The 23,964-nt window shown below is 67.2% G+C and carries 23 protein-coding genes and 1 tRNA gene; 8 read left to right on the top strand and 16 right to left on the bottom strand.

Going from position 1 to position 23,964, the window contains the following annotated elements; translation table 11 throughout:
* Positions 1–30: 30 nt before the first annotated feature.
* Both AC1RP5_RS06850 and AC1RP5_RS06845 read left to right on the top strand, forming a co-directional pair.
* Positions 31–540, top strand: a complete 510-nt coding sequence (locus AC1RP5_RS06850) for a DinB family protein (protein ID WP_493109867.1) — start codon at positions 31–33, stop codon at positions 538–540.
* Positions 541–551: 11 nt separating this feature from the next.
* A complete protein-coding gene (locus AC1RP5_RS06845; protein ID WP_493109866.1) occupies positions 552–926 on the top strand; it encodes a hypothetical protein in 375 nt (124 codons plus the stop codon).
* 3 nt (positions 927–929) lie between these two features.
* Here AC1RP5_RS06845 and AC1RP5_RS06840 read toward each other — a convergent pair whose 3' ends face one another.
* Together AC1RP5_RS06840 and AC1RP5_RS06835 are read right to left on the bottom strand one after the other, a co-directional pair.
* On the bottom strand, positions 930–2,507 hold the full coding sequence (locus AC1RP5_RS06840) for a metallophosphoesterase (RefSeq protein WP_493109865.1): 1,578 nt from the start codon (positions 2,505–2,507) through the stop codon (positions 930–932).
* A 116-nt stretch (positions 2,508–2,623) separates the two neighbouring features.
* Entirely contained in the window at positions 2,624–4,435 is a 1,812-nt protein-coding gene (locus AC1RP5_RS06835) for a sulfatase family protein (protein WP_493109864.1), read from the bottom strand.
* Between the two features lie 84 nt (positions 4,436–4,519).
* Between AC1RP5_RS06835 and AC1RP5_RS06830 the strand changes: the two genes are divergently transcribed.
* The gene (locus AC1RP5_RS06830; protein ID WP_493109863.1) at positions 4,520–5,161 is read left to right on the top strand and encodes a TetR/AcrR family transcriptional regulator; all 642 of its coding nucleotides are present in this window, start codon (positions 4,520–4,522) and stop codon (positions 5,159–5,161) included.
* A 21-nt stretch (positions 5,162–5,182) separates the two neighbouring features.
* On the opposite strand, the gene AC1RP5_RS06825 is transcribed toward AC1RP5_RS06830, so the two are convergent.
* The 10 genes from AC1RP5_RS06825 to AC1RP5_RS06780 all read right to left on the bottom strand — a co-directional run bounded on the left by AC1RP5_RS06825 (position 5,183) and on the right by AC1RP5_RS06780 (position 15,378).
* The gene (locus tag AC1RP5_RS06825; protein WP_493109862.1) at positions 5,183–6,616 is read right to left on the bottom strand and encodes an amidase; all 1,434 of its coding nucleotides are present in this window, start codon (positions 6,614–6,616) and stop codon (positions 5,183–5,185) included.
* A gap of 91 nt (positions 6,617–6,707) precedes the next feature.
* Positions 6,708–6,783: transfer RNA gene (locus AC1RP5_RS06820), tRNA-Lys, on the bottom strand.
* 94 nt (positions 6,784–6,877) lie between these two features.
* Positions 6,878–8,047, bottom strand: a complete 1,170-nt coding sequence (gene rodA, locus AC1RP5_RS06815; protein WP_493109861.1) for a rod shape-determining protein RodA — start codon at positions 8,045–8,047, stop codon at positions 6,878–6,880.
* Positions 8,044–9,939 carry a penicillin-binding protein 2 gene (gene mrdA / locus AC1RP5_RS06810; protein WP_493109860.1) on the bottom strand — a complete coding sequence of 632 codons (1,896 nt, stop codon included), beginning with the start codon at positions 9,937–9,939 and terminating at the stop codon, positions 8,044–8,046. Before mrdA ends, rodA begins: the two co-directional genes overlap by 4 nt.
* Positions 9,936–10,508: a hypothetical protein gene (locus tag AC1RP5_RS06805; protein ID WP_493109859.1), complete on the bottom strand. Its 573-nt coding sequence runs from the start codon at positions 10,506–10,508 to the stop codon at positions 9,936–9,938. The genes mrdA and AC1RP5_RS06805 overlap by 4 nt, the downstream gene beginning before the upstream one ends.
* Positions 10,509–10,523: 15 nt before the next feature.
* A complete protein-coding gene (mreC, locus tag AC1RP5_RS06800; protein WP_493109858.1) occupies positions 10,524–11,423 on the bottom strand; it encodes a rod shape-determining protein MreC in 900 nt (299 codons plus the stop codon).
* Positions 11,424–11,464: 41 nt separating this feature from the next.
* On the bottom strand, positions 11,465–12,505 hold the full coding sequence (locus AC1RP5_RS06795; RefSeq protein WP_068189726.1) for a rod shape-determining protein: 1,041 nt from the start codon (positions 12,503–12,505) through the stop codon (positions 11,465–11,467).
* Between the two features lie 190 nt (positions 12,506–12,695).
* Positions 12,696–13,034 carry a hypothetical protein gene (locus AC1RP5_RS06790; protein WP_493109857.1) on the bottom strand — a complete coding sequence of 113 codons (339 nt, stop codon included), beginning with the start codon at positions 13,032–13,034 and terminating at the stop codon, positions 12,696–12,698.
* Positions 13,034–14,185 (bottom strand): acyl-CoA dehydrogenase family protein, encoded by a 1,152-nt coding sequence (locus AC1RP5_RS06785; protein WP_493109856.1) that lies wholly within the window; start codon positions 14,183–14,185, stop codon positions 13,034–13,036. The genes AC1RP5_RS06790 and AC1RP5_RS06785 overlap by 1 nt, the downstream gene beginning before the upstream one ends.
* A gap of 92 nt (positions 14,186–14,277) precedes the next feature.
* Complete coding sequence (locus AC1RP5_RS06780) at positions 14,278–15,378, bottom strand: Zn-dependent alcohol dehydrogenase (RefSeq protein WP_493109855.1); 1,101 nt, start codon at positions 15,376–15,378, stop codon at positions 14,278–14,280.
* Between the two features lie 64 nt (positions 15,379–15,442).
* Between AC1RP5_RS06780 and AC1RP5_RS06775 the strand changes: the two genes are divergently transcribed.
* Together AC1RP5_RS06775 and AC1RP5_RS06770 are read left to right on the top strand one after the other, a co-directional pair.
* The gene (locus tag AC1RP5_RS06775) at positions 15,443–15,904 is read left to right on the top strand and encodes a hypothetical protein (RefSeq protein ID WP_493109854.1); all 462 of its coding nucleotides are present in this window, start codon (positions 15,443–15,445) and stop codon (positions 15,902–15,904) included.
* Positions 15,905–15,952: 48 nt separating this feature from the next.
* A complete protein-coding gene (locus tag AC1RP5_RS06770) occupies positions 15,953–16,711 on the top strand; it encodes an SDR family oxidoreductase (protein ID WP_493109853.1) in 759 nt (252 codons plus the stop codon).
* A gap of 133 nt (positions 16,712–16,844) precedes the next feature.
* Here AC1RP5_RS06770 and ilvC read toward each other — a convergent pair whose 3' ends face one another.
* Positions 16,845–17,864, bottom strand: a complete 1,020-nt coding sequence (gene ilvC, locus AC1RP5_RS06765; RefSeq protein ID WP_493109852.1) for a ketol-acid reductoisomerase — start codon at positions 17,862–17,864, stop codon at positions 16,845–16,847.
* Positions 17,865–18,070: 206 nt separating this feature from the next.
* Between ilvC and AC1RP5_RS06760 the strand changes: the two genes are divergently transcribed.
* Complete coding sequence (locus AC1RP5_RS06760) at positions 18,071–18,613, top strand: hypothetical protein (protein ID WP_493109851.1); 543 nt, start codon at positions 18,071–18,073, stop codon at positions 18,611–18,613.
* 87 nt (positions 18,614–18,700) lie between these two features.
* Here the strand turns inward: AC1RP5_RS06760 and ilvN are convergent, their stop codons facing one another.
* The 3 genes from ilvN to miaA all read right to left on the bottom strand — a co-directional run bounded on the left by ilvN (position 18,701) and on the right by miaA (position 22,027).
* Positions 18,701–19,210, bottom strand: coding sequence for an acetolactate synthase small subunit (ilvN, locus tag AC1RP5_RS06755; RefSeq protein ID WP_493109850.1), 510 nt, complete (start codon positions 19,208–19,210; stop codon positions 18,701–18,703).
* Positions 19,207–20,997: an acetolactate synthase 3 large subunit gene (locus tag AC1RP5_RS06750; protein ID WP_493109849.1), complete on the bottom strand. Its 1,791-nt coding sequence runs from the start codon at positions 20,995–20,997 to the stop codon at positions 19,207–19,209. Before AC1RP5_RS06750 ends, ilvN begins: the two co-directional genes overlap by 4 nt.
* 94 nt (positions 20,998–21,091) lie before the next feature.
* Positions 21,092–22,027 carry a tRNA (adenosine(37)-N6)-dimethylallyltransferase MiaA gene (gene miaA, locus AC1RP5_RS06745; RefSeq protein WP_493109848.1) on the bottom strand — a complete coding sequence of 312 codons (936 nt, stop codon included), beginning with the start codon at positions 22,025–22,027 and terminating at the stop codon, positions 21,092–21,094.
* A 50-nt stretch (positions 22,028–22,077) separates the two neighbouring features.
* Between miaA and serB the strand changes: the two genes are divergently transcribed.
* Positions 22,078–22,959 (top strand): phosphoserine phosphatase SerB, encoded by an 882-nt coding sequence (serB, locus tag AC1RP5_RS06740; protein WP_493109847.1) that lies wholly within the window; start codon positions 22,078–22,080, stop codon positions 22,957–22,959.
* On the top strand, positions 22,956–23,957 hold the full coding sequence (locus tag AC1RP5_RS06735; protein ID WP_493109846.1) for an NADP-dependent oxidoreductase: 1,002 nt from the start codon (positions 22,956–22,958) through the stop codon (positions 23,955–23,957). The genes serB and AC1RP5_RS06735 overlap by 4 nt, the downstream gene beginning before the upstream one ends.
* Positions 23,958–23,964: the final 7 nt, after the last annotated feature.

Raw genomic sequence — 23,964 nt, 5'->3', positions numbered from 1 at the left:
AACCGCAAGGGCGCGGTGCAGGATGGAGGCATGAAGAAGCATTATGTCACCTTCGCGGGCTACAATGCCTGGGCCAATCGCCGGCTCTACGACGCGGCCGCGACACTTAGCGATGCGGAGTATCGCGCCGATCGCGGCGCTTTCTTCAAATCGATGCACGGCACGCTCAATCATCTGCTGGCGACGGATCGCATCTGGATGAAACGCTTCACCGGCGAAGGCGACGCACCGGAACGGCTCGACGCGATCCTGCACGAGGATTTCGCCAATCTGCGCGCCGCCCGCGAAGCGGAAGACCGCCGCATCGTCGGCTGGATCGACGGTCTCGACGAGGCGCGCCTCGCCGGCGTCATACGCTATCGCCGCGTCTCGACGCCCGACGAATTCGTGCAGGAGCTGATGCCGGCGCTGGACCACTGGTTCAACCACCAGACCCATCATCGCGGTCACGCACATATGATCCTGACCAGTCTGGGCAAGGTTGCGCCCGAACTCGACCTGCTCTTCTATCAGCGAGAGGTCGCCGCCGGCCGCGCATGAGGACTCCCATCATGAATCCCAGGATTGCAGCCTTCTCCCTCGCTCTGATGCTCCCCATGGCGCTCGGGGCCTGTTCGAGCCCGCAGCAGGCCGCCAACGACAGGCTGAAGCCCCTGGTCGGCAGCAGCGAAGCGGCCCTGGTCGCCGGCATGGGCCGCGCACCGGACGCCACCGTCGAGCAGGCCGAGGGCGTCCGCCTGATGCAATGGCGCCGCGACAAGAACTACGCCGTGCCGAACGCCCTCCTGGGCTATCAATATTCCGGCGGCACCACGCGGCCGCTCGCGAACACGCCGTTCGGCATCGTCGAAGGCTGCATCGCCGAATGGACGGTCAGGAATGGCGTCGCGACCGGTTACACCTGGGTCGGCTTCGACTGCCCCTGACGTTCACCTGAGTTCGCAGACCGATCGCCGGTTGCCGCGGCCCGGCCAGCGCGAATCGCAGATCGCCAGGGTCTCGCCCTCGGTGCCATAGAGCAGGCTGGTCCAGGTCCCATCCTCCACGGGGCGCACGATCATCGCTGCGAAGTCGCGCAAGCCCACGATGTAGGCCGCGCTCCTGTCGAGCCCGTCGACGCGCACCGGCGCCTTCGGGTTTTCCGGCGAGGGCGGCGGCTGCACGTGCGACAGCTCCATGCCGCCGGTGCCGATCGCCAGATGCGGCGGATGCGGCCCGTCGAAGCCGATCGCCTGGAAGCGGTGCATGTGGCCCGCGATGACGGCCGTGACGTGCCGCGGAAACCCGTCGCGGAACACGCGGTTGATGGCCTCGCGCTGGGTCTCGTTGATGAAGCCATAAGACGTGAGGCCGATCGGCCCGCCCTTGTCGCGCCGGACCACCGCCCAGACCGGCCGGTGGGTCACGATCCAGGTCGGCGTCGAATCGTCGGCCAGCATCCGCGCCACGTCGCGATACTGCGTGAGGTAGGTGTCGAGATTGAACAGCACGGCGTCGGCCGCGTTCGCGGAATCGACGGCGATGATGTTCAGCTTCCCGAGCTTCAGGCGAAACGGCGGGTTGGTGTGGATCGGAAACGGCAGGCCCGCGAAGGGCATCGCCGGCGGCTTGGGCCAGGCGCCGGGCCGCCAGTCCGCGGGAAGCTGCGGCGGGCACTCGGCCTGCTTGTGGCCAGGTCCCAGCAGGGTCGAGCCGGCATCGAGCAGGTAGAACCAGCCGGGGCCGCCGCGGCTGCAAAGCTCGTGATTGCCGCGGCTCATCAGCCAGGGTGCGGCGACCAGCAACTTGGCGGCGGGCGCGAAGAAATCGTCGCGCCAATTGGTCCATTTGTCCGGGTTCGGGCTGCCCGGGATGTTCTGGCTCCAGTAGGCCGCGCCGATCGGCATGCTGGGCTCGTCCTCGTCGTCGAGATCGCCGGTGTCGTAGACATTGACCTTGAGCGGCGCGGCATAGCCGGTGAGGCGCGTCGGCAAGGTCAGGCCGCGTTCGGTGCCACGATAATTGTAGTCGCCGACATGCACGATAAGGTCGGGCCGCTTCTCGGCTTCTTCATCCGACAGCACGCCGAACGGCCAGACCTTGGCGAAGCCGTCGCCGCCGCAATATTGCGGCTTGTCCAGCGCCTCGCCGCGGCAACCGCTGTCGCCGATCAGCACGACGCGGCGCGGCGTGCCCAGCGACACGTTCGGCAGATCGATCCGCCGGTCACCCAAAAAGACGCTGGCCGCCACACCCACCGGGTAGCGCGCCTCGCACACCGTCACGGCATCGAACTGTCCGCCCGCCGGCCGGCGGCGCGGCGTCATCGTCGTGGAGGCGCCGCCCGCCGAGGAGCGCAGCACCGGACAAGCCATCGTGCGTTCGGCGACGCTGCGCACCATCGGCACGGGCAGGCCGTCGCTGCCCTCGCCCAGCAGCACGAAGGCGAAGAAGGCGGGCTCCGCCGTCTGGGCGCGCGCGCCGAGGCTTGTAAGCACGAGAGCGAGGAGAAGGCAGACGACACGCATGGGGCGAACTCCGGAAGCCTCTCCGTTGTAGCAAGCCCGCCCGGTGGAAAATCATCGCCGCAAAGAAAAAGCCCCGCCTTCCCGGACGGGGCTTTCCTTGTGCCGACCGTCGATCTCTAGAGATCGATCTTGTCGACACCCCAATCGATGCCCGCGATGTTCGGCAGCTCTCGGCCGTCATCCTTGCCGATCTCGACCTTGATGATCGCTTCGAGCTTGCCGTTCATGGCGGTCAGCGCGGCTGCATTGGCTGTGCGGTCGAGCGCCAGGTTGTTCATCTCCGTCGGATCTTTCGACAGGTCGAACAGCTCCACGTCGTTCCACTTGAACAGCTCGTCGAGCGTCTTCGGGCTGTGGTGGTCGAGCGGCGAGAAATAGCGCGTGAAGCGGTAGCGACCGTCGAAGGCGGACCGGACGTGACCGCGCTTCTGGAGGTTGGGCTTGAACCCCTGGCGCTTGGCCTCCTCCTTCGGATCCTTGCCCGCCATCACCGCCCTGGCCGCGAAGTCGAAGACGGCGGCGTCGTTGCTGGCCAGGCCGCTATAGGTGAACAGCGTCGCCGGCCGCACCGCGTCGAGCGGCTGGCGGCCCGGATTCGCCAGCGCCGCCGACAGGTCGCGGCCCGGAAGCTCACGCCCGGCAAATTCGGCCGCCTGGTCGGGCTTCACGCCGGCCATCGACAGGAAGGTCGGCACGAGATCGATATGGCTCGACAGGGCCTGGCACTCCTGCCCGCCCTTCACGTCGGGATGGACGATGTGCAGCGGCAGGTGATTGGTCTCGCGGTAGGCGAAGGGTCCCTTGCCGCGAAGGCCGTGGGCGCCGGCCATCTCGCCGTGATCGGCGGTGAACACGATGATCGTGTTGTCGGCCAGGCCCAGCGCCTCGAGCTCGGCGAACAGCGCCTCCATCGAGTGGTCAACGTTGCGGATGCAGTTGATGTAGTAGTCGTTGAAGCGCTTCCAGCGCACGTCCTCGAGCGGCACGTCGCCCAGGATGTAATCCCAGACACGGTCGAACTCGCGATGCGCCTGCGGCCGGCCGGGCGCGTCGAACGGCTGGCGCAAGGTCGCCGGCACCGGGACGTCCCATTCCTTCCGATAGAGCGCATGCTCGGGCGCGCGGGCGGCATGCATGCGCAGCTTTCCGCTATCCTGCACGCTCTCGCCCGGCGCGTCGGTGTTGAAGTACATGACGTCGTGCGGATTGACGAAGCTCACCGTCATGCACCACGGCTTACCCTCATCCGACAGAGGCCGTCCCGACGTGCGCAGCCAGTTGATGGCGCTGCCGGCGGTGATGTGGTCGAAGCTGTAGCCGCCCAAGGTGTGGCCGATCAGGTCGCCCGGGGAGAAATTATCGGCAAAGCCGTAGCGCTCCATCTCGGCCGTCATGAACGTGCCGATCTCGCGCGTGTTGGTCGCCTTGCTGAGATGCCACTTGCCCTTGTAGGCGGTGTGGTAGCCGGCCTTGCGCAGCATGTGGCCGAAGGTCGGATGCTCGAGCGGCAGGTCCTGCATCCACGGCACGTCGAGATTCTCGAACATGCCGTTGTCGGGAGTCTGCAGCCCTGTCAGCATCACCGAGCGCGACGAGGTACACATCGTCGCCGGACACTGGTGATTGGTGAACGTCACGCCCCGCTTCTGCAGGTGCTCATGGCCGGGCAAGGACAGGCCCCGGGGCCACTGCGCATGAAAGCGCTCCTGGTCGGTGAAGACAAACAGGATGTTGAGAGGACCCTTCCGGCTGCCCGCGGCACGAACGACGGCAGGGGCAGTGGGCGCGGCGGGACCAGCGGGCGGCGTCTGGGCGCGTGCGGTTCCCGCAAAGGCCGGTCCGAGAAGCGAGGCGGCTGCCGCACCCGAGGCCCCGACGAGAAAGGCACGCCGCGCGGGATCCGGCATCTGTTGCTTACGCTGTGTCATAACAATTACCTGGTACTGAAGCCTCTCCCCAAAATTGTATGTACCATTCAAAATTGAACAACAAGTGCAATAATTATGAAGAAAATGGAGCGTCTTCCTGACATTTTGCGGCCCGCTCCGACCGGAACGCGGGTTCCCAAACGCGAGCGCACGCGGCGGCAGTTGATCGCGGCGGCGATCAAGGTGTTCTCGGCGCGCGGCGTCGCGGCCACTGCCCTGCCCGAGATCGCCGCCGCCGCCGACGTCACCGTCGGCACGGTCTACAATCACTTCCGCAGCAAGGCCGAGATCGTGAGCGCCGTCGCCGTCGAGATCGCCGAGACGATCCGCGCCCGCAGCGCGCCGGGCCGCGCGCAGTTGAAGTCGGCCACCGAGCAGATGGCCGCCGGCTGCCGGCGCTACCTCGGTCTCGCCGAAAGCAGCCCGAGCTGGGCGCTGCTGATCCTCGATGTCGCGTCGATCGATCCGCCCTTTCGCAAGACCATCACAGGGTTCGTGGCAACGGAGCTGCGCAAGGGCGTGAAGTCGGGCGAGTTCACCGTCGACAGCGAGGCGGCGGCACTCGACCTGGTGATCGGCGCCACCATGGAAGGCATGCGCAACATCGCGCTCGGCACCGCCCGCAAGGGGCACGCAACGCAGGTGACGGCGGCGATCCTGCGCAGCCTTGGCGTTGCGCCGGCGCAAGCGCGGCAGGCTGCTTCGCAGCCGCTGCCGCTGTTCTGACGAAGCTGCGGTCGGGTCGCCTCAGCCGAAGCCGGGCGGACGACGATCGGCCCACGGACGGGCCTGCTCGTAGGCGGCAGCCGCCCGCAAGACCATCGCGTCGGCAAGATGCCGCCCGACGATCTGCAGCCCGACCGGCAAGCCGCTGGCCGACCAGCCCGCCGGCACGCTGGCGGCGGGCTGGCCCGTCATGTTGAAAGGGAACATGGCCGGCATCCAGCAATCGTCCTCGACCGACCGGCCGTCGATCGTGCCCGGTCCGTGCTGATCGATCGCGAAGGGCAAGAGAGGCGCTGTCGGCGTCAGCAGCAGGTCGTAGCGTTCCATGAAGCGCCGCATCGCCTCGACGACGCGCTTGCGCTCGGTCAGCGCGTCGGTGAACTGCTCCCATCGCCACTCGCTGGAGATGAGACCGCGCACCGGCGTCGAAAGCTCGGCCTCGCGACCGGCCGCCAGCCGGCGCAATCCCGTGACGTCGGTCTCCAGGGTGATGAGCGCACGCCGCGCCGCCACGAGGCCTTTGACGGGCGCATCCACCGTTTCGACCGAGCAACCGAGGCGCTCGAACACAGCGGCGGCAGCATCGGCCAGGGAGCGCACCACCGGATCGACCGGGACGTCTTCCCAGTGCGGGCAATAGGCGACCCTGAGAGCGAGCCGATCGACAGGCCGCGCCGCCTCGCACCAGTCGAGGCCGTCGTCGGGTAACGACCAGCGGTCGCGTACGTCGGGCCCGACCATGACCTTCAGCATCAGGGCAGCATCGGCGACGGAACGCGCCAGCGGGCCGATATGCTCGATCGATTCCCAACCCGAGACGCCCGGCAGGTCGGGATCGCGGCAGCCCGGCCAGACCGGCACCCGGCCCATCGAGGCCTTCATGCCGAACAGGCCGGTGAAAGCCGCCGGCAGGCGCACAGAGCCGCCGCCATCGCTGCCGACCGCCAGTGGACAGACACCGGCGGCGACGGCGGCAGCCGAACCGGCGCTCGATCCGCCCGGCGTCAGGTCGAGGTTCCAGGGATTGCGCGTCGTGGGAAACAGCGGATTGTGACCGGTGGCGCTGTAGCCGAACTCAGCCGCATTGGTCTTGCCGATGACGATGGCGCCGGCGGCCTTCAGCCGTTCGACGCAGACATCGTCCTGTTCGGGAACGAAGTCGGCGTAGAGGCGCGACCCGAAGGTCGTGCGCAGCCCCTTGGTCAGGACGAGGTCCTTGACCGCGACGGGAACGCCCGCGAGCGGCCCTGCGGTCTCTCCGCGTGCCAGGGCCCGTCCGAGCGCCCGTGCGTCGGCCCGCGCCTGCTCCTGTGCGGCGGTCGAGAAGGCGTGAAGCCGCGACTCGGTCGCTTCCAGGGCCGCCAGCGCGGCATCGACCGTCTCGACCGGCGAGACGGCGCGCCGGCGGACGGCGTCCGCTGTTTCGTGGGCGGGCCTGAAGAGGAAATCTCGCATCGCATGCCCCGAGTATCTTTTCCGATGGAACTTTGCCTCGGGGCCCGGACAACAAAAAGCCCCGCGCAAGCGGGGCCTTATGTTCCGGGAATGGTGGGCGCACCAGGGCTCGAACCTGGGACAAGCTGATTAAGAGTCAGCTGCTCTACCAACTGAGCTATGCGCCCCCCGATCAGGGGTCATTGCCCGGAAGGCGGCGGCTATACCAAGGCTGTTCCGGCTTGTCGATAGTCCCTTTTGAAGGAAATTTTGCAGGCCCGCTTACCGGGTCCGGGGCAGTTGCGCATCGCGGTAGACGTTGACCCCGATCAGCAGGCCGCAGGCGAACATGACCGACAGCAGCGCGGTGCCGCCGTTGCTGACCAGCGGCAGCGGAACGCCCACCACGGGCAGCATGCCCATCACCATTGCGGTGTTGATGAACACGTAGAGGAACAGCATCGCCGTGACGCCGAGCGCCAGCAGGCGGCCGAAATGGTGCTGGCTGCGGAAGGCGATGGAGAAGCCCCACATCACGACCAGCGAGAACAGGGCCAGCAGCACGAAGGCGCCGGCCATGCCCCATTCCTCGACGAAGGTCGTGAAGATGAAGTCGGTCTGCTTCTCGGGCAGGAAGTTCAGCGACGACTGCGTGCCCTTCAGGAAGCCCTTGCCGAACATGCCACCCGAGCCGATGGCGATCTTCGACTGGGTGATGTGGTAACCGGCGCCCAGCGGGTCGCGATCTGGGTCGAGGAAGGTGAGCACCCGCTTCTTCTGGTAGTCGTGCATCAGCGACCAGGCGATCGGCAGGCAGGCCACGGCACTGACGCCGGCCGCCAGGAACATCCAGATCCGCACGCCGGCCACGAACAGCAGCGCCCCGCCGCCCATCAGCACCATCATCGCGGTGCCGAGGTCGGGCTGGACCATGACGAGGCCGACCACCGCCAGGATCATGATCAGCGGCGGCAGCGTGTAGAGGAACTGCGAGGCCTGCTCGCGGCGCAGGCCGTGATAATAGCGCGCGAGCACCAGGATCACCGCGACTTTGGCGATCTCCGAGGGCTGGATCTGCATCGGGCCGATCACCAGCCAGCGCTGGGCGCCCATGCCGATCTTGCCGATGACGTCGACCGCCACCAGCAGCAGCAGCGACACGATGTAGATCGGCCAGGCGAGCGCCAGCCAGACCTTGGGATGGACCAGCGCCACCACCAGCATGAGGATGAGCGCCGAGCCGTAGCGCACTGCATGGCGCGCGGCCCAGGGCTCGAAGCGGCCGCCGGCCGCCGAATAGAGCGCCAGGACGCCCACGCCGGCGATCGCCGTCAGCACCAGCACGAGGCCCCAGTTGATGCGCCAGATCCGCTCGGCAAAGCCGACCGGCGCCGGTGCATCGAGTGCCATGCTGCCACCCGCCGGCGCCAGGCTCATGGGGGCGAGGCTCATCGCGACGCCATCTTCTTGAAGCGGTCGGTGCGGCGCGACGGATCGCGCTTCATGGTCTCGACCAGCACGTCGCGTCCGATCGGGCCCGCGGTGGCGCCGCCGGCCTGGCCGTGCTCGACGATGACCGCGCAGGCATAGCGCGGATTGTCGACCGGGCCGTAGCAGACGAACAGCGCGTGATGGCGCAGGTGCCACGGCAGCGAGGCCTGGGTGATACCCATGTCGCGCTCGCGCTCGGTGATGCGCTTGACCTGCGCGGTGCCGGTCTTGCCGGCATAGGTGAACTCGGGCTGCTTCACGCGCAGCGAATTGGCGGTGCCCTGGGCGCTGTTGACCACGTCCGACATGCCCTGGCGCACGATCGCGAGATGCTGCGGGTTGAGCCGCAGCGACGGCACGGTCGGCTTGTTGCGCGGCGGCGGCGGCACCAGCTCCTCGCGCGGCGTCGCCTTGGCCAGCAGCAGGTTGGGCTGGACCTCGTAGCCGCCGTTGGCGATGCGCGCCGTCATGATGGCGAGCTGCAGCGGCGTCGCGGTCATGTAGCCCTGGCCGATGCCGAGGTTGAACGTGTCGCCGTGCTGCCAGGCCTTGCCGATCTTCTCCTGTTTCCAGGCGCGGCTCGGCTGGTTGGCGGCGGATTCGCCCGGCAGGCCGAGGTCGCTCACCTTGCCGAAGCCCAGCCGCTGCGCCATGTCGCTCATGCGATCGATGCCGGCGCGGCGCGCGGCTTCGTAGAAGAAGCAGTCGCACGACATGGCGATGGCTTCGCTGACATTGGCCGAGCCGTGGCCACCCTTCAGCCAGCAATGGAACTTGATGCTGCCGAGCTCGAGGAAACCGGGGCACGGCAGGCGGGTCCACGGATCGATCGCCTTGGACTCGAGCGCGGCCAGCGCCGTCACCATCTTGTAGGTCGAGCCCGGCGGATAGACGCCGGCGATCGCCTTGTTGTGCAAGGGCCGCTCGGGATTGTCGAGCAGGTCGCGCCATTCGGTCTGGGTGATGCCGCGTGCGAAGGTCGAGGGATCGAAGCCTGGCGTCGAGACCATGGCGATCACGTCGCCGGTGACGACGTCGAGCACGACGACGGAGCCGCTCTGGTGCTCCTTCATCTTCTCCGCGGCGAAGCGCTGGATGTCGAGGTCGATGGTCAGCAGCGCATTGGCGCCAGGCTGGCCTTCGGTGCGGTCGAGCTCGCGCACGACACGACCCACGGCATTGACCTCGACCTGGACGGCGCCGGCGCGACCGCGCAGATCGTCTTCCAGCGAGCGCTCGACGCCCTTCTTGCCGAACCGCATGGTCGCGAGCTGCAGCACCGGATCGTCGCGGCCGGCGAGATCCTCGTCGGCGACGCGGCCGGTGTAGCCCACGAGGTGGCTCATCAGCTCGCCTTCGGGATAGTCGCGCGACTGGCCGAGATCGATGAAGACGCCCGGCAGGTCGGGCGCGTTGAACTCCAGCCGCGCCACCTCTTCCCAGCCGAGATTCTCGCGCACCACGATGGGCTGCGCGTTGCGGCTGCGGCGCAGCTCGCGCAAAAGGCGGGTCTTCTCGGCCTCGCCGAGGCTGAAGATCTGGTCGAGCCGCTCGACCAGTATGTCGGCGCCGCGGCCGCGATCCGAGGTCGCCATGGCGCGGAAGTTGTTGCGGTTGACCGCCAGCGGCACGCCGCCGCGATCGAAGATCTGGCCGCGCGACGGGGCCAGCAGCCGCATGTTGATGCGGTTCTCTTCCGCCATCGTGGCGAAGCGGTCAGTCTCGACGACCTGGAGCTGGTAGAGGCGGCCGGCCAGCGCCGTCATCAGCACCGCCTGCGCGCCACCCAGCACCAGGGCGCGGCGTGTGAAAAGCCCGCTGCGCTCGCCGTCGCCTTTGCGGAAATGCTTCATGGCGTGGTCTCGCTCGGACGCACGCCGCCACGTCCCAGCTCGGGGATGTTCAGCGGATCGCGGGCGCGCACGCGCGCGAGCAGCGGTCCGAGCAGCGGGTAGATCACGATCACCACGATATACTGCAACATCGCGGGCACCGGATCGATGGGCGCCCAGGTCCACAGGGTCGTGAAGGCCCAGACCAGTGCCACGAAGCCCCAGCACAGGATGCAGAAGCCGATCCACTGGAACAGGAAGGGTACGCCCACGAGATAGCGGCGGTTGGCCATGACGGCGGCGCGGACCAGCACGAAGCCAAGCGCACTCACCCCGACCGGCGCCCCCGGCCCGCCCAGCAGCAGGTCGAGCAGGATGCCCATGGCCAGCAGCAGCCAGCCCGGCAGCCGCTCGGGCGTCGCCAGGCTGAACTGGAAGACCACCAGCACCGGCAGGAGCGGCAGCGTGTCCGAGAGATAAGGCGCGCGCAGCGGCGCGAGCGTCAGCAGCACGAAGAACAGCAGCACCGTGCCGGGCAAGGCTGCCCTGCCGATGCGATCGAGAAGTGCCAGGGTGCCGTCGACCCTCATGTCAGCGGGCCCATGTCAGCGGGACCGCACGGCGGTGCCGCCCGGAGGCGCGGGCGGCGCCGTCGGAGCGCCGGTTCCGACCAGGCCGGTGACGCCGTAGTCGACGACCCTCACGAACTCGAGCCGCGAAAAATCGGTGAAGGGCCGCACACGCACGCTGCCCTCGCCGGCCTCGACCACCTCGCCGACCGGGATGCCGACCGGGAAACTGCCGCCATGGCCCGAGGTCACGATGCGATCGCCGACCTGCACGCCCGCGACGCCCTGCAGCAGGGCAAGACGCAGCCGGGGCGAATTGTCGCCCGCCAGGATGGCGCGCTCGCGCGTGCGCTCGATCAGCACCGGCAGGCGCGAATTGACGTCGGTCACGAAGAGGACACGCGAGCTGTTGTCGCCGACTTCGGCGATGCGGCCCGCCAGGCCCTCGCCGGTGACCACGGCCTGGCCCGGCGCGACGCCGACCTTGCGGCCGACATTGAGCAGCGCGCCGCGCATGTAGGCGCTGACGCTGTCGCCCACGAGGCGGGCGGTGATGAAGGAGGCTTCTGGCCCCTCGCGGAACTTGGCGAGGCCGCGCAGGCCCTCGTTCTCGTTCTCGAGGCGGCGGGCGGCGGTCTGCCAGGCGAGCAGCCGGGCATTCTCCTCGCGCAGGCGGGCGTTCTCGTCGCGCAGCGAGGCGAATTCACGAAGATCGGCGATGGCGCGGTTGGCGTAGGCGACGGGCCGGGCGATGGCCTCCAGGACGGGGCTGACCACGTCGAGCGCCAGCACGCGGGCATGCTCGACCAGCACGGTGTCGGCCTTGCCGACCAGCATGACACCGAAGGCGACGATCACGAGCAGGCCGAGGGCAAAGCGCTGCACGACCGTGCGCACCTGGCCCGCGACTACCTCGAAGTCGTCCCGAATCGCCATTTCCTGCCCATTCTAACCCAAGAGGGCGGCGGCGCGGCCTGTTAGTACATCGAAGAAAGGACGCCGCGCAGTCGCACGATGTTCTCGACAGCATGGCCCGTGCCAAGCGCCACGCAGAGCAGCGGATCCTCGGCCACCGAGACCGGCAGGCCGGTGGCCTGGCGCAGCACGGTGTCCATGTTGGCCAGCAACGCGCCGCCGCCCGTCAGCACGATGCCCTTGTCGACGATATCCGCCGCCAGTTCCGGCGCGGTGTTCTCCAGCGCAACCTTCACCGCCTCGACGATGGCGCTGACCGGCTCCTGAAGGCTCTCGGCGATCTGCCGCTCGGTGATCACCAGTTCCTTCGGCACGCCGTTCATCAGGTCGCGGCCCTTGATCTCCATCGTGCGGCCCTCGCCGTCGTCCGGCGGGCAAGCGGAGGCAATGGTCTTCTTGATGCGCTCGGCCGAGCTTTCGCCGACCAGCAGGTTATGGTTGCGGCGGATGTAGGCGATGATCGCCTCGTCCATCTTGTCGCCGCCGACGCGCACGGAGCGCGGATAGACGATGCCGCCCAGCGACAGCACGGCCACCTCGGTGGTGCCGCCGCCGATGTCGACGACCATCGATCCGGTCGGCTCGGTCACCGGCAGGCCGGCGCCGATCGCCGCCGCCATCGGCTCCTCGATCAGCCAGACCTTGCGGGCGCCGGCGCTCTCGGCCGATTCCTGAATGGCGCGGCGCTCGACGGCGGTGGAGCCGGAGGGCACGCAGACCACGATCTGCGGATGGGCGAAGCTGCGACGATTGTGCACCTTCGAGATGAAGTGCTTGATCATCGCCTCGGCGACTTCGAAGTCGGCGATGACGCCGTCGCGCAGCGGGCGGATCGCCTGGATGTTGCCCGGGGTACGACCCAGCATCATCTTGGCTTCTTCGCCGACCGCGAGGACCTGACGCTTGCCGCTCTGCGTGGTGAGGGCCACGACGGACGGTTCGTTGAGAACGATGCCCCGACCCTTCACGTAGACCAGCGTATTCGCTGTGCCGAGGTCGATGCCCATGTCCGCCGAAAATAGCCCGATGACGCGCGACAGCATTGAGTTAAGTCTCTGTAATTACGGCGAAATCTTGAATATTTGGCGCTATTCCGAGGTCCAGCGCCGGGGTGCGACCGGGTTTAGACCGGCAGGGCAATGCTCGCAAGGCGATTCAAACGGCGCCAACGATGGTCACTGTTTGTGCCCCTTGGCGATTCGCGAGGAGTGAATCATCGCGCTGCGGAGCGCCTCAAGCGCTCGCCAGACGGCGCTCCTGGCGCTCCAGCCAGTCGACGACATCGGCGCGACGGCCGACCTCGATATGCGCCCATTGATGCGACTTCAGCTCCTCGCCCCGCCCCGACCGCCAGTATTCCTTCACGACGATCAGCACCCAGGGCGCCGCGCCGCTCTTGCGGCCCGTTGTCACCTCGACCGTGAAGCCGTGACTCGCGCCGGCGTAGAAGTGGCGCTCGCGCTGCCAGTCGACGCCGTCGATGCTCCACGAGGTCTTCAGCGCGCGCGTGGTGCCGGGATCGAGCAGGCGATCGACGATGCGGAAGAACGACGCGTCGCCGATCTTGCGCACTAGAGGCCCATCATCTTGGCGATGGTGTTGCGCTGGATGTCGTTGGTGCCGCCGCCGATCGAGCCCACGCGCACGTCGCGGAACAGGCGCTGGATGTCGTGCGCCATCGTGTAGCCGGCGCCACCCATGATCTCCATGGCGAGATGGGCGCATTTGAATTCGCCATCGGTGCCCTGGATCTTGGCGATCGCCGTCTCCTCGACGGGATCGAGGCCGGCATCGAGCATGTCGGCCAGGCGATAGGTCAGCGCCTGCGTCGTGCGCAGCAGGATGCGCATGTCGGCGAACTTGTGCTGGATCGCCTGGAACTTCGAGATCGGCTGGCCGAACTGGATGCGCTCCTGCGCGAAGCGCTTGGCGTACTCGATGGCGAAATGCATGTTGCCGCAGGCTTGCGCCGTGAGACACAGCCGCTCGAGGTTCAGCCCCTTCATCAAACCGGACCAGCCGCGATTCTCCTCGCCGATCACATGATCGGCCGGCACGAACACGCCGTCGAAGAAGATCTCGTTGGCGTGCGTGGTGCGACGGCCGAGCGTCGGCAGCGGCTGCATCGTAAGGCCGGCGGCGCGCGCATCGACCCAGAACAGCGTCACGCCCTTGTGCCGCGCCTCGCTGTCGGTCTTGGCGACCACCATCAGATAATCGGCGACGTGAGCGGCGCTGATGTAGAGCTTCTGTCCCGTGATCCGGTAGCCGTTGCCGTCGCGCACCGCGCGCGTCTTGATGCCTGACGCGTCCGATCCGGTGTCGGGTTCCGACAGCGCGAACGCCGACTTCAGCTTGCCGGCGCAGATCTCCGGCAGATAACGCCGCCTGAGATGCTCGCCCGCCGTGAGCTGCAGATGCATGCCGCCATAGACAACGGTCGGCAGATAGAGCGAAGACGCGCCGCTGTAGTGACGCGCCAGCGCCTCGACCAGCACGACGAGATCCTTGCGGCTGCCGCCCATGCCGCCATAGGCCGGATCATAAGGCAGCGCCATGTAGCCCGCCTGCGCCAGCGCATCGAACGCCGCGTGCGGAAACGCCGACTCCTCGTCGAGCTTGCGGATGTCTTCCGGCGGCAGCACGCGGGCTAAAAGCTCCGCGACATTGCGCCGGATCAGGACCTGCTCTTCGGTCAGGCCGAATTCGTCGAGATTGCTCATCTACTTCGGCTTCGTGTCCTGGCGGTACAGGTAGTAGGCGTAACCGCCGGCGGCAGCGAGGGCCACGAGGCCCAGGATCTCGAAGGGCGACATCAGTCGAACACCACGACGCCGCGCGCGACTTCGCCCGCCATCATGCGCTTAAAACCTTCGTTGATCTCGTCGAGCCTGTAGGTGCGGCTGATCAGGCCGTCGATGTTCAGCCGCTTGTTCATGTAGTGGTCGACCAGCACCGGGAAATCGAGATCGGGCCGCACCGAGCCGTAGAAGGTGCCGCTCATCGTCTTCTCACCGAACACCATCATCATCGGCGAATACTGCGCGCGCGCCGTCGCGGCAGCGATGCCGACGGCGACGCCGTGGCCGCCCGGCGCCAGGGCATCGAAGGCCAGCGCCTGCGTCGGGCCGATCGAGACCGCGTCGAAGGAATAGTCGACGCCCAACCCGCCGGTGATCTCCTTCACCTTCTTGGCCGGATCGTTGTCGGTCGCGGTGTTGATCGTGTGCGTGGCGCCGAAGGTCTTGGCCATCTCGAGCTTGTTGTCGAGGATGTCGGCCGCGATGATCTTGCTGGCGCCCGAGAGCATGGCGCCCTGCACGGCGTTGAGGCCGACGCCGCCGCAGCCGATCACCAGCACGGTCGAGCCCGCCTCGATCTTGGCATGGCGCGTCACCGCCCCCACGCCTGTCGCCACACAGCAGCCGACGAGCGCTGCCTGCGCCCACGGCATGTCCTTGCGGATCGGCACCACCATCTCTTCCGGCACCACGACTTCTTCCGCGAAGGTGCCGATGCGGGCCATCTGGTTGACGCCCTGGCCCTTGTGCTTCAGCCGCAGGGTGCCGTCGTGCTGTGCGCCCGGCGGCACCGAGGCACGACCGATGCAGAGAACGGTGCGTCCCTGCGTGCAGTAGCGGCAGCGGCCACAATGCGGGCGGAACGAGAAGATCACATGGTCGCCCGGCTTCACCGTGGTGACGCCCGGCCCGCATTCGAGGATTTCGCCCGCCGCCTCGTGGCCCGGCACGATCGGCATCGGTGAAGGCCAGTCGCCGTTCATGATGTGCCAGTCGCTCTGGCAGACGCCCGACGCCTTCATCTTCACGCGCACTTCCTGTGCCTTGGGCGGATCGAGCTCGCACTCCACGACCTGCAGCGGCTCGTTGGGCTTGAACAGAACGGCGGCTTTCATTGGCGTTTCCTCCGGTTTCTGCCCGACACTATACTCGCGCAAACGCTGTTGGGGAGGAGACGGTATGATGGCTTTCAGTCGCCGCGCGATGCCGCGGGCCGGTGCCGCGCTATCCCTCCTCCTGGTCTTTCTCGGTACAGGCGCCTCGGCGCAGACAGGCACGACCGATCGCGTCCGCAATGTCGAAAAGGCGGCAACGGAGATCGCGGCCATCCAGAAGAAGAGCGGCTCCGAGGGTGCGTTCGCGGCGATCGACGATTGCTACCGGCGGGAACTCGCGCGCGCCACCGCGCTGACGCCTCAACTGGAGGCCTGCATGGCGCAGGACATCATCGTCTCGCAGGCAGCCGCTTCCTTCTATTCCAGCATGCCGCCGATGGCGAAGAAGTCGGATTCGGTCCTGAAGGCCATGACGGAGCGCGTCACCGGAACGATGGCTCGTTTCAAAGTGCCGGAGGCCGACGCACGCGCCTTCACCGCCATCGTCAAGAACCAGGGCATGGCGGCCTACGGCAAAGCACTGTGAGCGGAATCTTTTCCTTACGGACGACGTCGTGAGCGATATCATCGGGCCATGAGCAAGACCCTCCTGATCACCGGCGGCGCCTCGGGCATCGGCGCCCAGACCGCCCGCCAGGCCGCGACGCGCGGCTACAACATCGCGATCAACTACCGGACGCGCGACACGCAGGCCAAGGCCGTGGTCGCCGACATCGAGGCCAAGGGCGGCAAGGCGATCGCCCTGCAAGGCGACATGGCGAGCGAAGCCGACATCGTGCGGCTGTTCGCGGAAACCGAGAAGACGCTGGGGCCGATCACCCATCTGGTGAACAGCGCCGGCACCAACGGCCGTCGCGGCCGGGTCGACGAATACGACGCGGCGGTGTTGGCCAACCTCTTCGCCACCAACGTCACCGGGCTGATGCTGTGCTGCCGCGAGGCGGCCAAGCGCATGTCGACGCGGCGCGGCGGCAAGGGCGGTGCGATCGTCAACGTCTCGTCGATGGCGGCGACGCTTGGTGGACGGCTGGGCTCCTCGGCCTATGCCGCCAGCAAGGGCGCGGTCGACGCCTTCACCAAGGGCTTCGCCCGCGAGGTCGCGGCCGAGGGCATCCGCGTGAACTCCCTGCGCCCCGGCATGGTGCTGACGGAGATGACCGAGGGCCGATTGAAGGAACCCGCGTTCCGCGCCGGCATCGAGGCGTCGATCCCGATGGGCCGGGTCGGCAAGTCGGCCGAGATCGCCGAGGCGGTGCTGTGGCTCTTGTCGGACGAGTCGTCGTTCATCACCGGCGCGATGCTCGATGCGTCGGGTGGTGGGTATATAATTTAAGGCACCACCTCATCCTGAGGAGCATCGAGACGCGCTCCTGCGGAGCGCTCCTCAGGATGAGGTTGGTGGTTGAACGTCGACACAAACAAAAACGGGCCCCAGTGGGGCCCGTTTCCATTTAGCGACAAGCGCTTTAGTTCTTGGCCTTGTCCACCAAAGCCTTCTCCTTGATCCACGGCATCATCGCGCGGAGCTTCTCGCCGATCTCTTCGATCGGGTGCTCCGCCATGCGCTTGCGAGTGGCCTTGAAGGACGCCTGGTTGACCTTGTTCTCCAGCATCCAGTCGCGGGCGAAGCGGCCCGACTGGATGTCGTCGAGAACGCGCTTCATCTCGGCCTTGGTCTCGGCGGTCACGATGCGCGGGCCGGTCTTGTACTCGCCGTACTCGGCGGTGTTGGAGATCGAGTAGTTCATGTTGGCGATGCCGCCCTCGAAGATGAGGTCGACGATCAGCTTCACTTCGTGCAGGCACTCGAAGTACGCCATCTCCGGCGCGTAGCCCGCCTCGACCAGCGTCTCGTAGCCGGCCTTGATCAGCTCGACGAGGCCGCCGCACAGGACGACCTGCTCGCCGAACAGGTCGGTCTCGCACTCTTCCTTGAACGAGGTCTCGATGGTGCCGGCGCGACCGCCGCCCACCGCCGACGAGTAGCTGAGCGCGATCTCGAGCGCGTTGCCCGAGGGGTTCTGCGCCACCGCCACGAGGCAGGGCACGCCGCCGCCACGCTGGTACTCGGAGCGCACGGTGTGGCCCGGGCCCTTCGGCGCGATCATGAACACGTCGAGGTCCGAACGCGGCGTCAGCAGGTTGAAGTGGACGTTGAGGCCGTGCGCGAAGGCGAGGGCCGCGCCCTGCTTCATGTTCGGCGCGAGGTCGGCGTTGTAGATGTCCGACTGCAGCTCGTCCGGGGTCAGCATCATCACGATGTCGGCCCACTTGGCGCCATCGGCCGGGCTCATCACGGTGAAGCCGGCGCCCTCGGCCTTCTTGATCGTGGCCGAGCCGGGCTTCAGCGCAATACGAACGTCCTTCACGCCGGAATCGCGGAGGTTCATGGCGTGGGCATGGCCCTGGCTGCCGTAACCGACGACAAGGACCTTCTTGCCCTTGATCAGGTTCACATCGGCATCACGATCGTAGTAGACACGCATTGGGGCCATTCCTCCTGGCAGCTGCACTTCTTGCAAACAACGGGGGTTAGTAGACAAACCGGCTCGCAAAAACCAGCCTCGATTGCTGCTTCAATGCATGGTCGCCCTGCGTGGCGCCCGTACACACCCCTCGCCAGCGGACCCCGATTCTACATATGGTATGGGGTAGTCGCTCCCGCCCAAGGCTCCCAGAGGAAAGCTTCCTGATGTCCCTTCGCTCCGTCATTGCCGCCTCCTTCGCAGCACTCGCGCTGGCCGCCTGCTCCCAGCCGTCCGACGCGCCGACCGGGCCGGCGGTCGCCATGCCGGGGATCAACTACGCCGAAGAGAATTCGACCCTGCACGGCGCCGCGCGCGCGATGGGCAACCACACCTGGCTGTGGACCCGCACCAATGGCCCGGCCCAGATCCACTATTCGACGGCGGACGGACGGGACTTCGTCTGGCTGGTCGGCCAGCGCCGCATCTTCCAGGGCCAGTGGATGGTCCAGAACACCAGCGATTCGAGCGGCCAGCAGATCACCCAGGTCTGCCTGCGCTATCTCGGCATCAATTTCGGCGGCCTGAGCGCCACCCCGACCTGCCGCCCGGCCGGCACGTTCTTCCTCGAGATGCAGCAGCGCGAGGGCGGCGACCCGCTTCAAATGAACGGCCGCAGCCAGGCGCTGTTCGTGATCGACAAGACGCCGGCCAACCTCGCCGAGATCGAGGGCCGCGTTGCCTCAATCAAGGGCCTGTCGAACTACTGATACTTCATGCTCCGGACCGCGGGCCTCCAGGCCCGCCTCATGAGCGGGCCTGGAGGCCCGCGGTCCGGGAGAAGGCGAACGAGGCGCTTAAAGAGCCTCGCCGCCGCGCGACATGGCGACGATGCCGGTGCGGCCGACATCGACCAGGCCCAGCGTCTCCATCAGGCCGATGAAGGTCTGGACCTTGTCGCTGTTGCCGGTGACTTCGAAGACGAAGGAATCGGACTTGGCGTCGATCACCTTGGCGCGGAACACGTCGGCCAGGCGCAGCGCCTCGACGCGCTTCTCGCCGACGCCCTTCACCTTCACCAGCGCCAGCTCGCGCTCGATGTGCGGGCCTTCGACCGTGAGGTCGCGCACGCGATAGACCGGCACGAGACGGTCGAGCTGCGCCTTGATCTGCTCGATGATCATCGGCGTGCCCTTGGTCACGATGGTGATGCGCGACTGGCTTTCCTTCGCGTTGGTCTCCGCGACGGTCAGGCTCTCGATGTTGTAGCCGCGGCCCGAGAAGAGGCCGACCACGCGCGCGAGAATGCCCGGCTCGTTGGCCACCAGCACGGAGATGGTATGGGCGACGATCGTATCCTTGCTCACACCAGCACCATGCCTTCTTCCGACACCTTCGCCGACTGCTTGTCGTCCGGACCCAGCAGCATCTCGTTATGCGCCGCCCCCGACGGGATCATCGGGAAGCAGTTCTCCTTCTCGTCGACGATGACGTCGACGATGACCGGATGCTTGAGGTCGATCATCTCCTTGATCGTATCGTCGAGCTTGGCCGGATCGTCGCAGCGCAGGCCCTTGGCGCCGAACGCCTCGGCGACCTTCACGAAATCGGGCAGCGATTCCGAATAGCTCTCCGAGTAACGGCCGCCGTGCAGCAGTTCCTGCCACTGACGGACCATGCCCATGTAGTGGTTGTTCAACACGAAGATCTTCACCGGCAGGCGATACTGCGCCGCCGTCGAGAGCTCCTGGATGTTCATCAGGATCGAGGCTTCGCCGGCCACGTCGATGACCAGCGCCTCGGGATGGGCGATCTGCACGCCCAGCGCCGCCGGGAAGCCGTAGCCCATCGTGCCGAGGCCACCCGAGGTCATCCAGCGGTTGGGCTGCTCGAACTTCAGGAACTGCGCCGCCCACATCTGGTGCTGGCCCACTTCGGTGGTGATGTAGTGGTCCTTGTCCTTGATGTGGTGATAGAGCCGCTCGAGCGCGTATTGCGGCTTGATCACCTGCTTGTTCGGCTTGTAGGCGAGGCAGTTGCGCGCGCGCCAGGTATCGATCTCGGCCCACCACGCCTTCAGCGCCTTCTGGTCGACCTTCGGCTGCTTGGCCTTCCAGACCTTGATCAGCTCTTCCAGCACGATGCCGGCGTCGCCCACGATCGGCAGGTCGACGCGGACGTTCTTGTTGATCGACGACGGATCGATGTCGACGTGGATCTTCTTCGAGCCCGGCGAGAACTTCGACAGGTTGCCGGTGATGCGATCGTCGAAGCGCGCGCCGATGTTGATCATCACGTCGCAGCCGTGCATCGCCAGGTTGGCTTCGTAGGTGCCGTGCATGCCCAGCATGCCGAGGAACTGCTTGTCCGACGCCGGGAAGGCGCCGAGGCCCATCAGCGTGTTGGTGACCGGATAGCCCGTGAGATGCACGAACTGCGTCAGCAGCTTCGAGGCCTTGGGGCCGGCATTGATGATGCCGCCGCCGGCGTAGAACACCGGGCGCTTGGCATTGGCGATCATCTCGATCGCCTGCTCGATCTTCTTCGGATCGGGCTGGGTCTGCGGCCGGTAGCTCTTGTGCGTCACCGCGACCTTCGGCGGCGGCGCGTACTCGTGCTTGTTCATCAGCACGTCCTTGGGCAGGTCGATGACGACCGGGCCCGGACGGCCGGAGCGCGCCACGTAGAAGGCCTCGTGGACCGAGCGGGCGAGATCGCCCACCGACTTCACCAGGTAGTTATGCTTCGTGCAGGGGCGCGTGATGCCGGTCGTGTCGGCTTCCTGGAAGGCGTCGTTGCCGATCAGGTGGGTCGGCACCTGGCCGGTCAGGCAGACGATCGGAATCGAATCCATCAGCGCGTCGGTGAGGCCGGTCACGGCATTGGTCGCGCCGGGGCCGGAGGTCACCAGCACCACGCCGACCTTGCCGGTCGAGCGGGCGTAGCCTTCGGCCGCATGCACGGCCGCCTGCTCGTGGCGCACCAGGATGTGGCGCAGCCGGTTCTGCTTGAAGAGCGAATCGTAGATCGGAAGGACAGCGCCGCCGGGATAGCCGAAGACGACCTCGACTTCCTCGTCGATCAGGGCTTTCACCAACAGATCGGCGCCAGTCGTGGCGGACTCCTCGGGCTTCAACACAGCGATCTCCTTCATGACAAATGTGCCGCAAAACGGGGGTTTTGCGGCGCGGCGGAACATAGTGGCGGGGTCTTGGGCGGTCAACCGAAAAAGATCGAAACGCAAAGTTTCAGACCTCCAGATTGTCCAAATATTTCTCAGCAGCGCCTAAAGCTTGATCAGGGCTCCCCTCCACCACCAGATCTGGTGTCATCTGGTGCCGAAACCACGTCATCTGGCGCTTGGCATATTGGCGGGTATGGTCGATGGCGACCCGCCGGACCTCCGCGAGGGACATTTCGTTGCGGAAATGCCGGAACAGCTCGGGCGCCCCATGGGCTTTCAGGCCCGGCCAGGCCGCGTCGGGCTGCCGGTCGAAGACCGCACGGGCCTCCGCCACGACGCCCTGCCCCAGCATGACGTCGAACCGTCGCTCGATCCGCTCGCGCAGCCAGGCCCGGTCGGGCGCCAGCAGCACCGTTGCGAATCGCCAGGGCGCCGCCGAGGCCTCGCCCTGCTGCCAGTCGCTGAGCGGCCGGCCCGTGGCCTGCCAGACCTCCCAGGCCCTGACATGGCGCTGGCGGTCGCCGGGCTTCAACCTGAGGACGATCGCGGGATCGTGGACCGCCAGCCGCGCCCTGAACGCCTCGGGCCCCAGGGCGGCCCAATCGGCGTTCGTTTGCTCGCGCAGGCCGGCCGGCGCATCGGGGATGGTCGCGATCCCCTGCATCAGGGTCCGGATGTAGAGGCCCGAGCCGCCGCACAGGATGGGCACCCGGCCCCCGCCGAGCGCCCGCTCGATCTCTGCGGTGGCGAGTGTGCGCCAGCGCGCCGCCGACACGGTCTCGCTGAGCGGCAGCACACCGTAGAGCGCGTGAGGCGCCCGCGCCTGCTCCTCCGCGGTCGGCTGCGCCGTCAGGATCGGGAAGGCGTCGTAGGTCTGCATCGCGTCGGCGTTGATCACCGTGCCGCCGCGACGTTCGGCGAGCGCGAGCGCCAGCGCCGACTTGCCGCTGGCGGTCGGTCCGGTGACGACGATGACGGGGTGCTGTGCCTGCGAAACCATGAGCCGGCGCACTGTTTGCAAATCCGCGACCCCGCCGCTAGAGCCGGGGCGTGAAAAACGTCCTCGTCCTGATCTCCGATCCCGCCCGCCCCGCCGTGACCGATGCGGCCGTGGCCGCCGCCGCCGAAACCCTGAAGAGCGCCGGCGCCACTGTCGGCACGCCCGACTGGCTCGACAAGGGCATCGCCTGCGACCTGCCGTTCGAGGGTCCGGCGACTGCCGTGACCCTGCCCGGCATCGACGCCGTCGCGCTGTCCGCCGAAGGCCGGCGCAAGCGGCTGCTCGTCGCGGACATGGAGTCGACCATGATCCACAACGAGATGCTGGACGAGCTGGCCGACTTTCTGGGTCTGCGCGAAAAGATCGCCGGCATCACGGCGCGCGCCATGAACGGCGAGATCGATTTCGCCGGTGCGCTCGAGGAGCGGGTCGGCCTGCTGAAGGGCCTGCCGGTCGGCCGGCTCGACGAAGCCGCGACGCGCATCCGCTACATGCCGGGCGGCGCCACCCTGATCGCCACGATGAAGAAGCACGGCGCGTACTGCGCGCTGGTCTCCGGCGGCTTCACCTACTTCACCGCGATGGTGCGCAAGGCGCTGGGCTTCGATCTCGCTGCCGCCAACGTGCTGGAGCATGACGGCGCCTCGCTGGCCGGCACGGTTGCCCATCCGATCCTGGGCAAGGAAGCCAAGCTCACGACCTTGCGGCGCCTGGCGGGTGAACGCGGCCTCACCGAAAGCGACGCGGTGAGCGTGGGCGACGGCGCCAACGATTTGCCGATGCTGCAGGCCGCCGGCCTCGGCGTCGCCTTCCATGCCAAGCCCGCGGTGGCCGCTCAGGTGCCCGCGCGCATCGACCATGGCGATCTCACGGCCCTGCTCTACCTGCAGGGCTATCGCCGCACCGACTTCGAACAAAGGAAAGACCCATGACCGACACCCAGCAGATCGTCCTTGCGAAGCGCCCCGAGGGCGACGTCACCGCCGATTGCTTCCGCGCCGAGACGGTGGCCCTGCCCGCGCTCGCCGACGGCCAGATCCTGGTGGCGCAGCGTTTCCTGTCGCTCGATCCCTACATGCGGCCGCGCATGACCGAGCTGCGCTCCTACACGCCGCCCTTCGAGCTCGACAAGCCGCTGACCGGTGGCTCGATCGGCGAGGTCGTCGAGTCGAAGAACCCGCGCTACGCCAAGGGCGACATCGTGATGGGCATGCTGAACTGGGCCACCCACACGGTCCATGACGGCAAGGGCCTGCGCAAGATCGACCCGGCCGGCATTCCCCTGTCGGCCTACCTTGGCGTGCTGGGCATGCCGAGCTTCACCGCCTGGTACGGCATCAAGCACATCTGCAAGCCCAAGGCAGGCGAGACCGTGTTCGTCTCGGCCGCGACCGGCGCGGTCGGCCAGGTGGCGGGCCAGCTCGCCAAGCTCGCGGGCGCGCATGTCGTGGGCTGCGCCGGCGACGAGCAGAAGTGCCAGTGGGCGGTCCGCGAGGCGGGCTACGACGCCTGCTTCAACCACAAGACCGAGCGCGATGTCGGCGCGGTGCTCGACAAGCTCTGCCCCAAGGGCATCGACGCCGATTTCGAGAATGTCGGCGGCAAGATCTTCCACGCCGTCTTCGCGCGCCTGAACAATTTCGGCCGGGTCGCCTTCTGCGGCGCCATCTCGGAGTACCAGGACGCGACGCCGATCGCGGGCCCCGAGAAGATGTTCACCATCGTCCAGCGCCGCCTCACCCTGCAGGGCTTCATCGTCTCCGATCACGCGGCCCTGATGGGCGACTTCGTGAACGAGGTCGGCGCGCTGGTCGCGTCAGGCAAGCTCAAGAGCCGCGAGACCGTGATCGATGGGCTGGCCAAGGCGCCCGAGGCCTTCATGGGCCTGCTCAAGGGCGAGAACTTCGGCAAGCTGGTGGTGAAGGTCTGACTGTCAT

Source organism: Reyranella sp. GW821-FHT12G01 (genome assembly GCF_058806575.1).
This window is presented reverse-complemented; position numbering and strand designations above follow the sequence as displayed.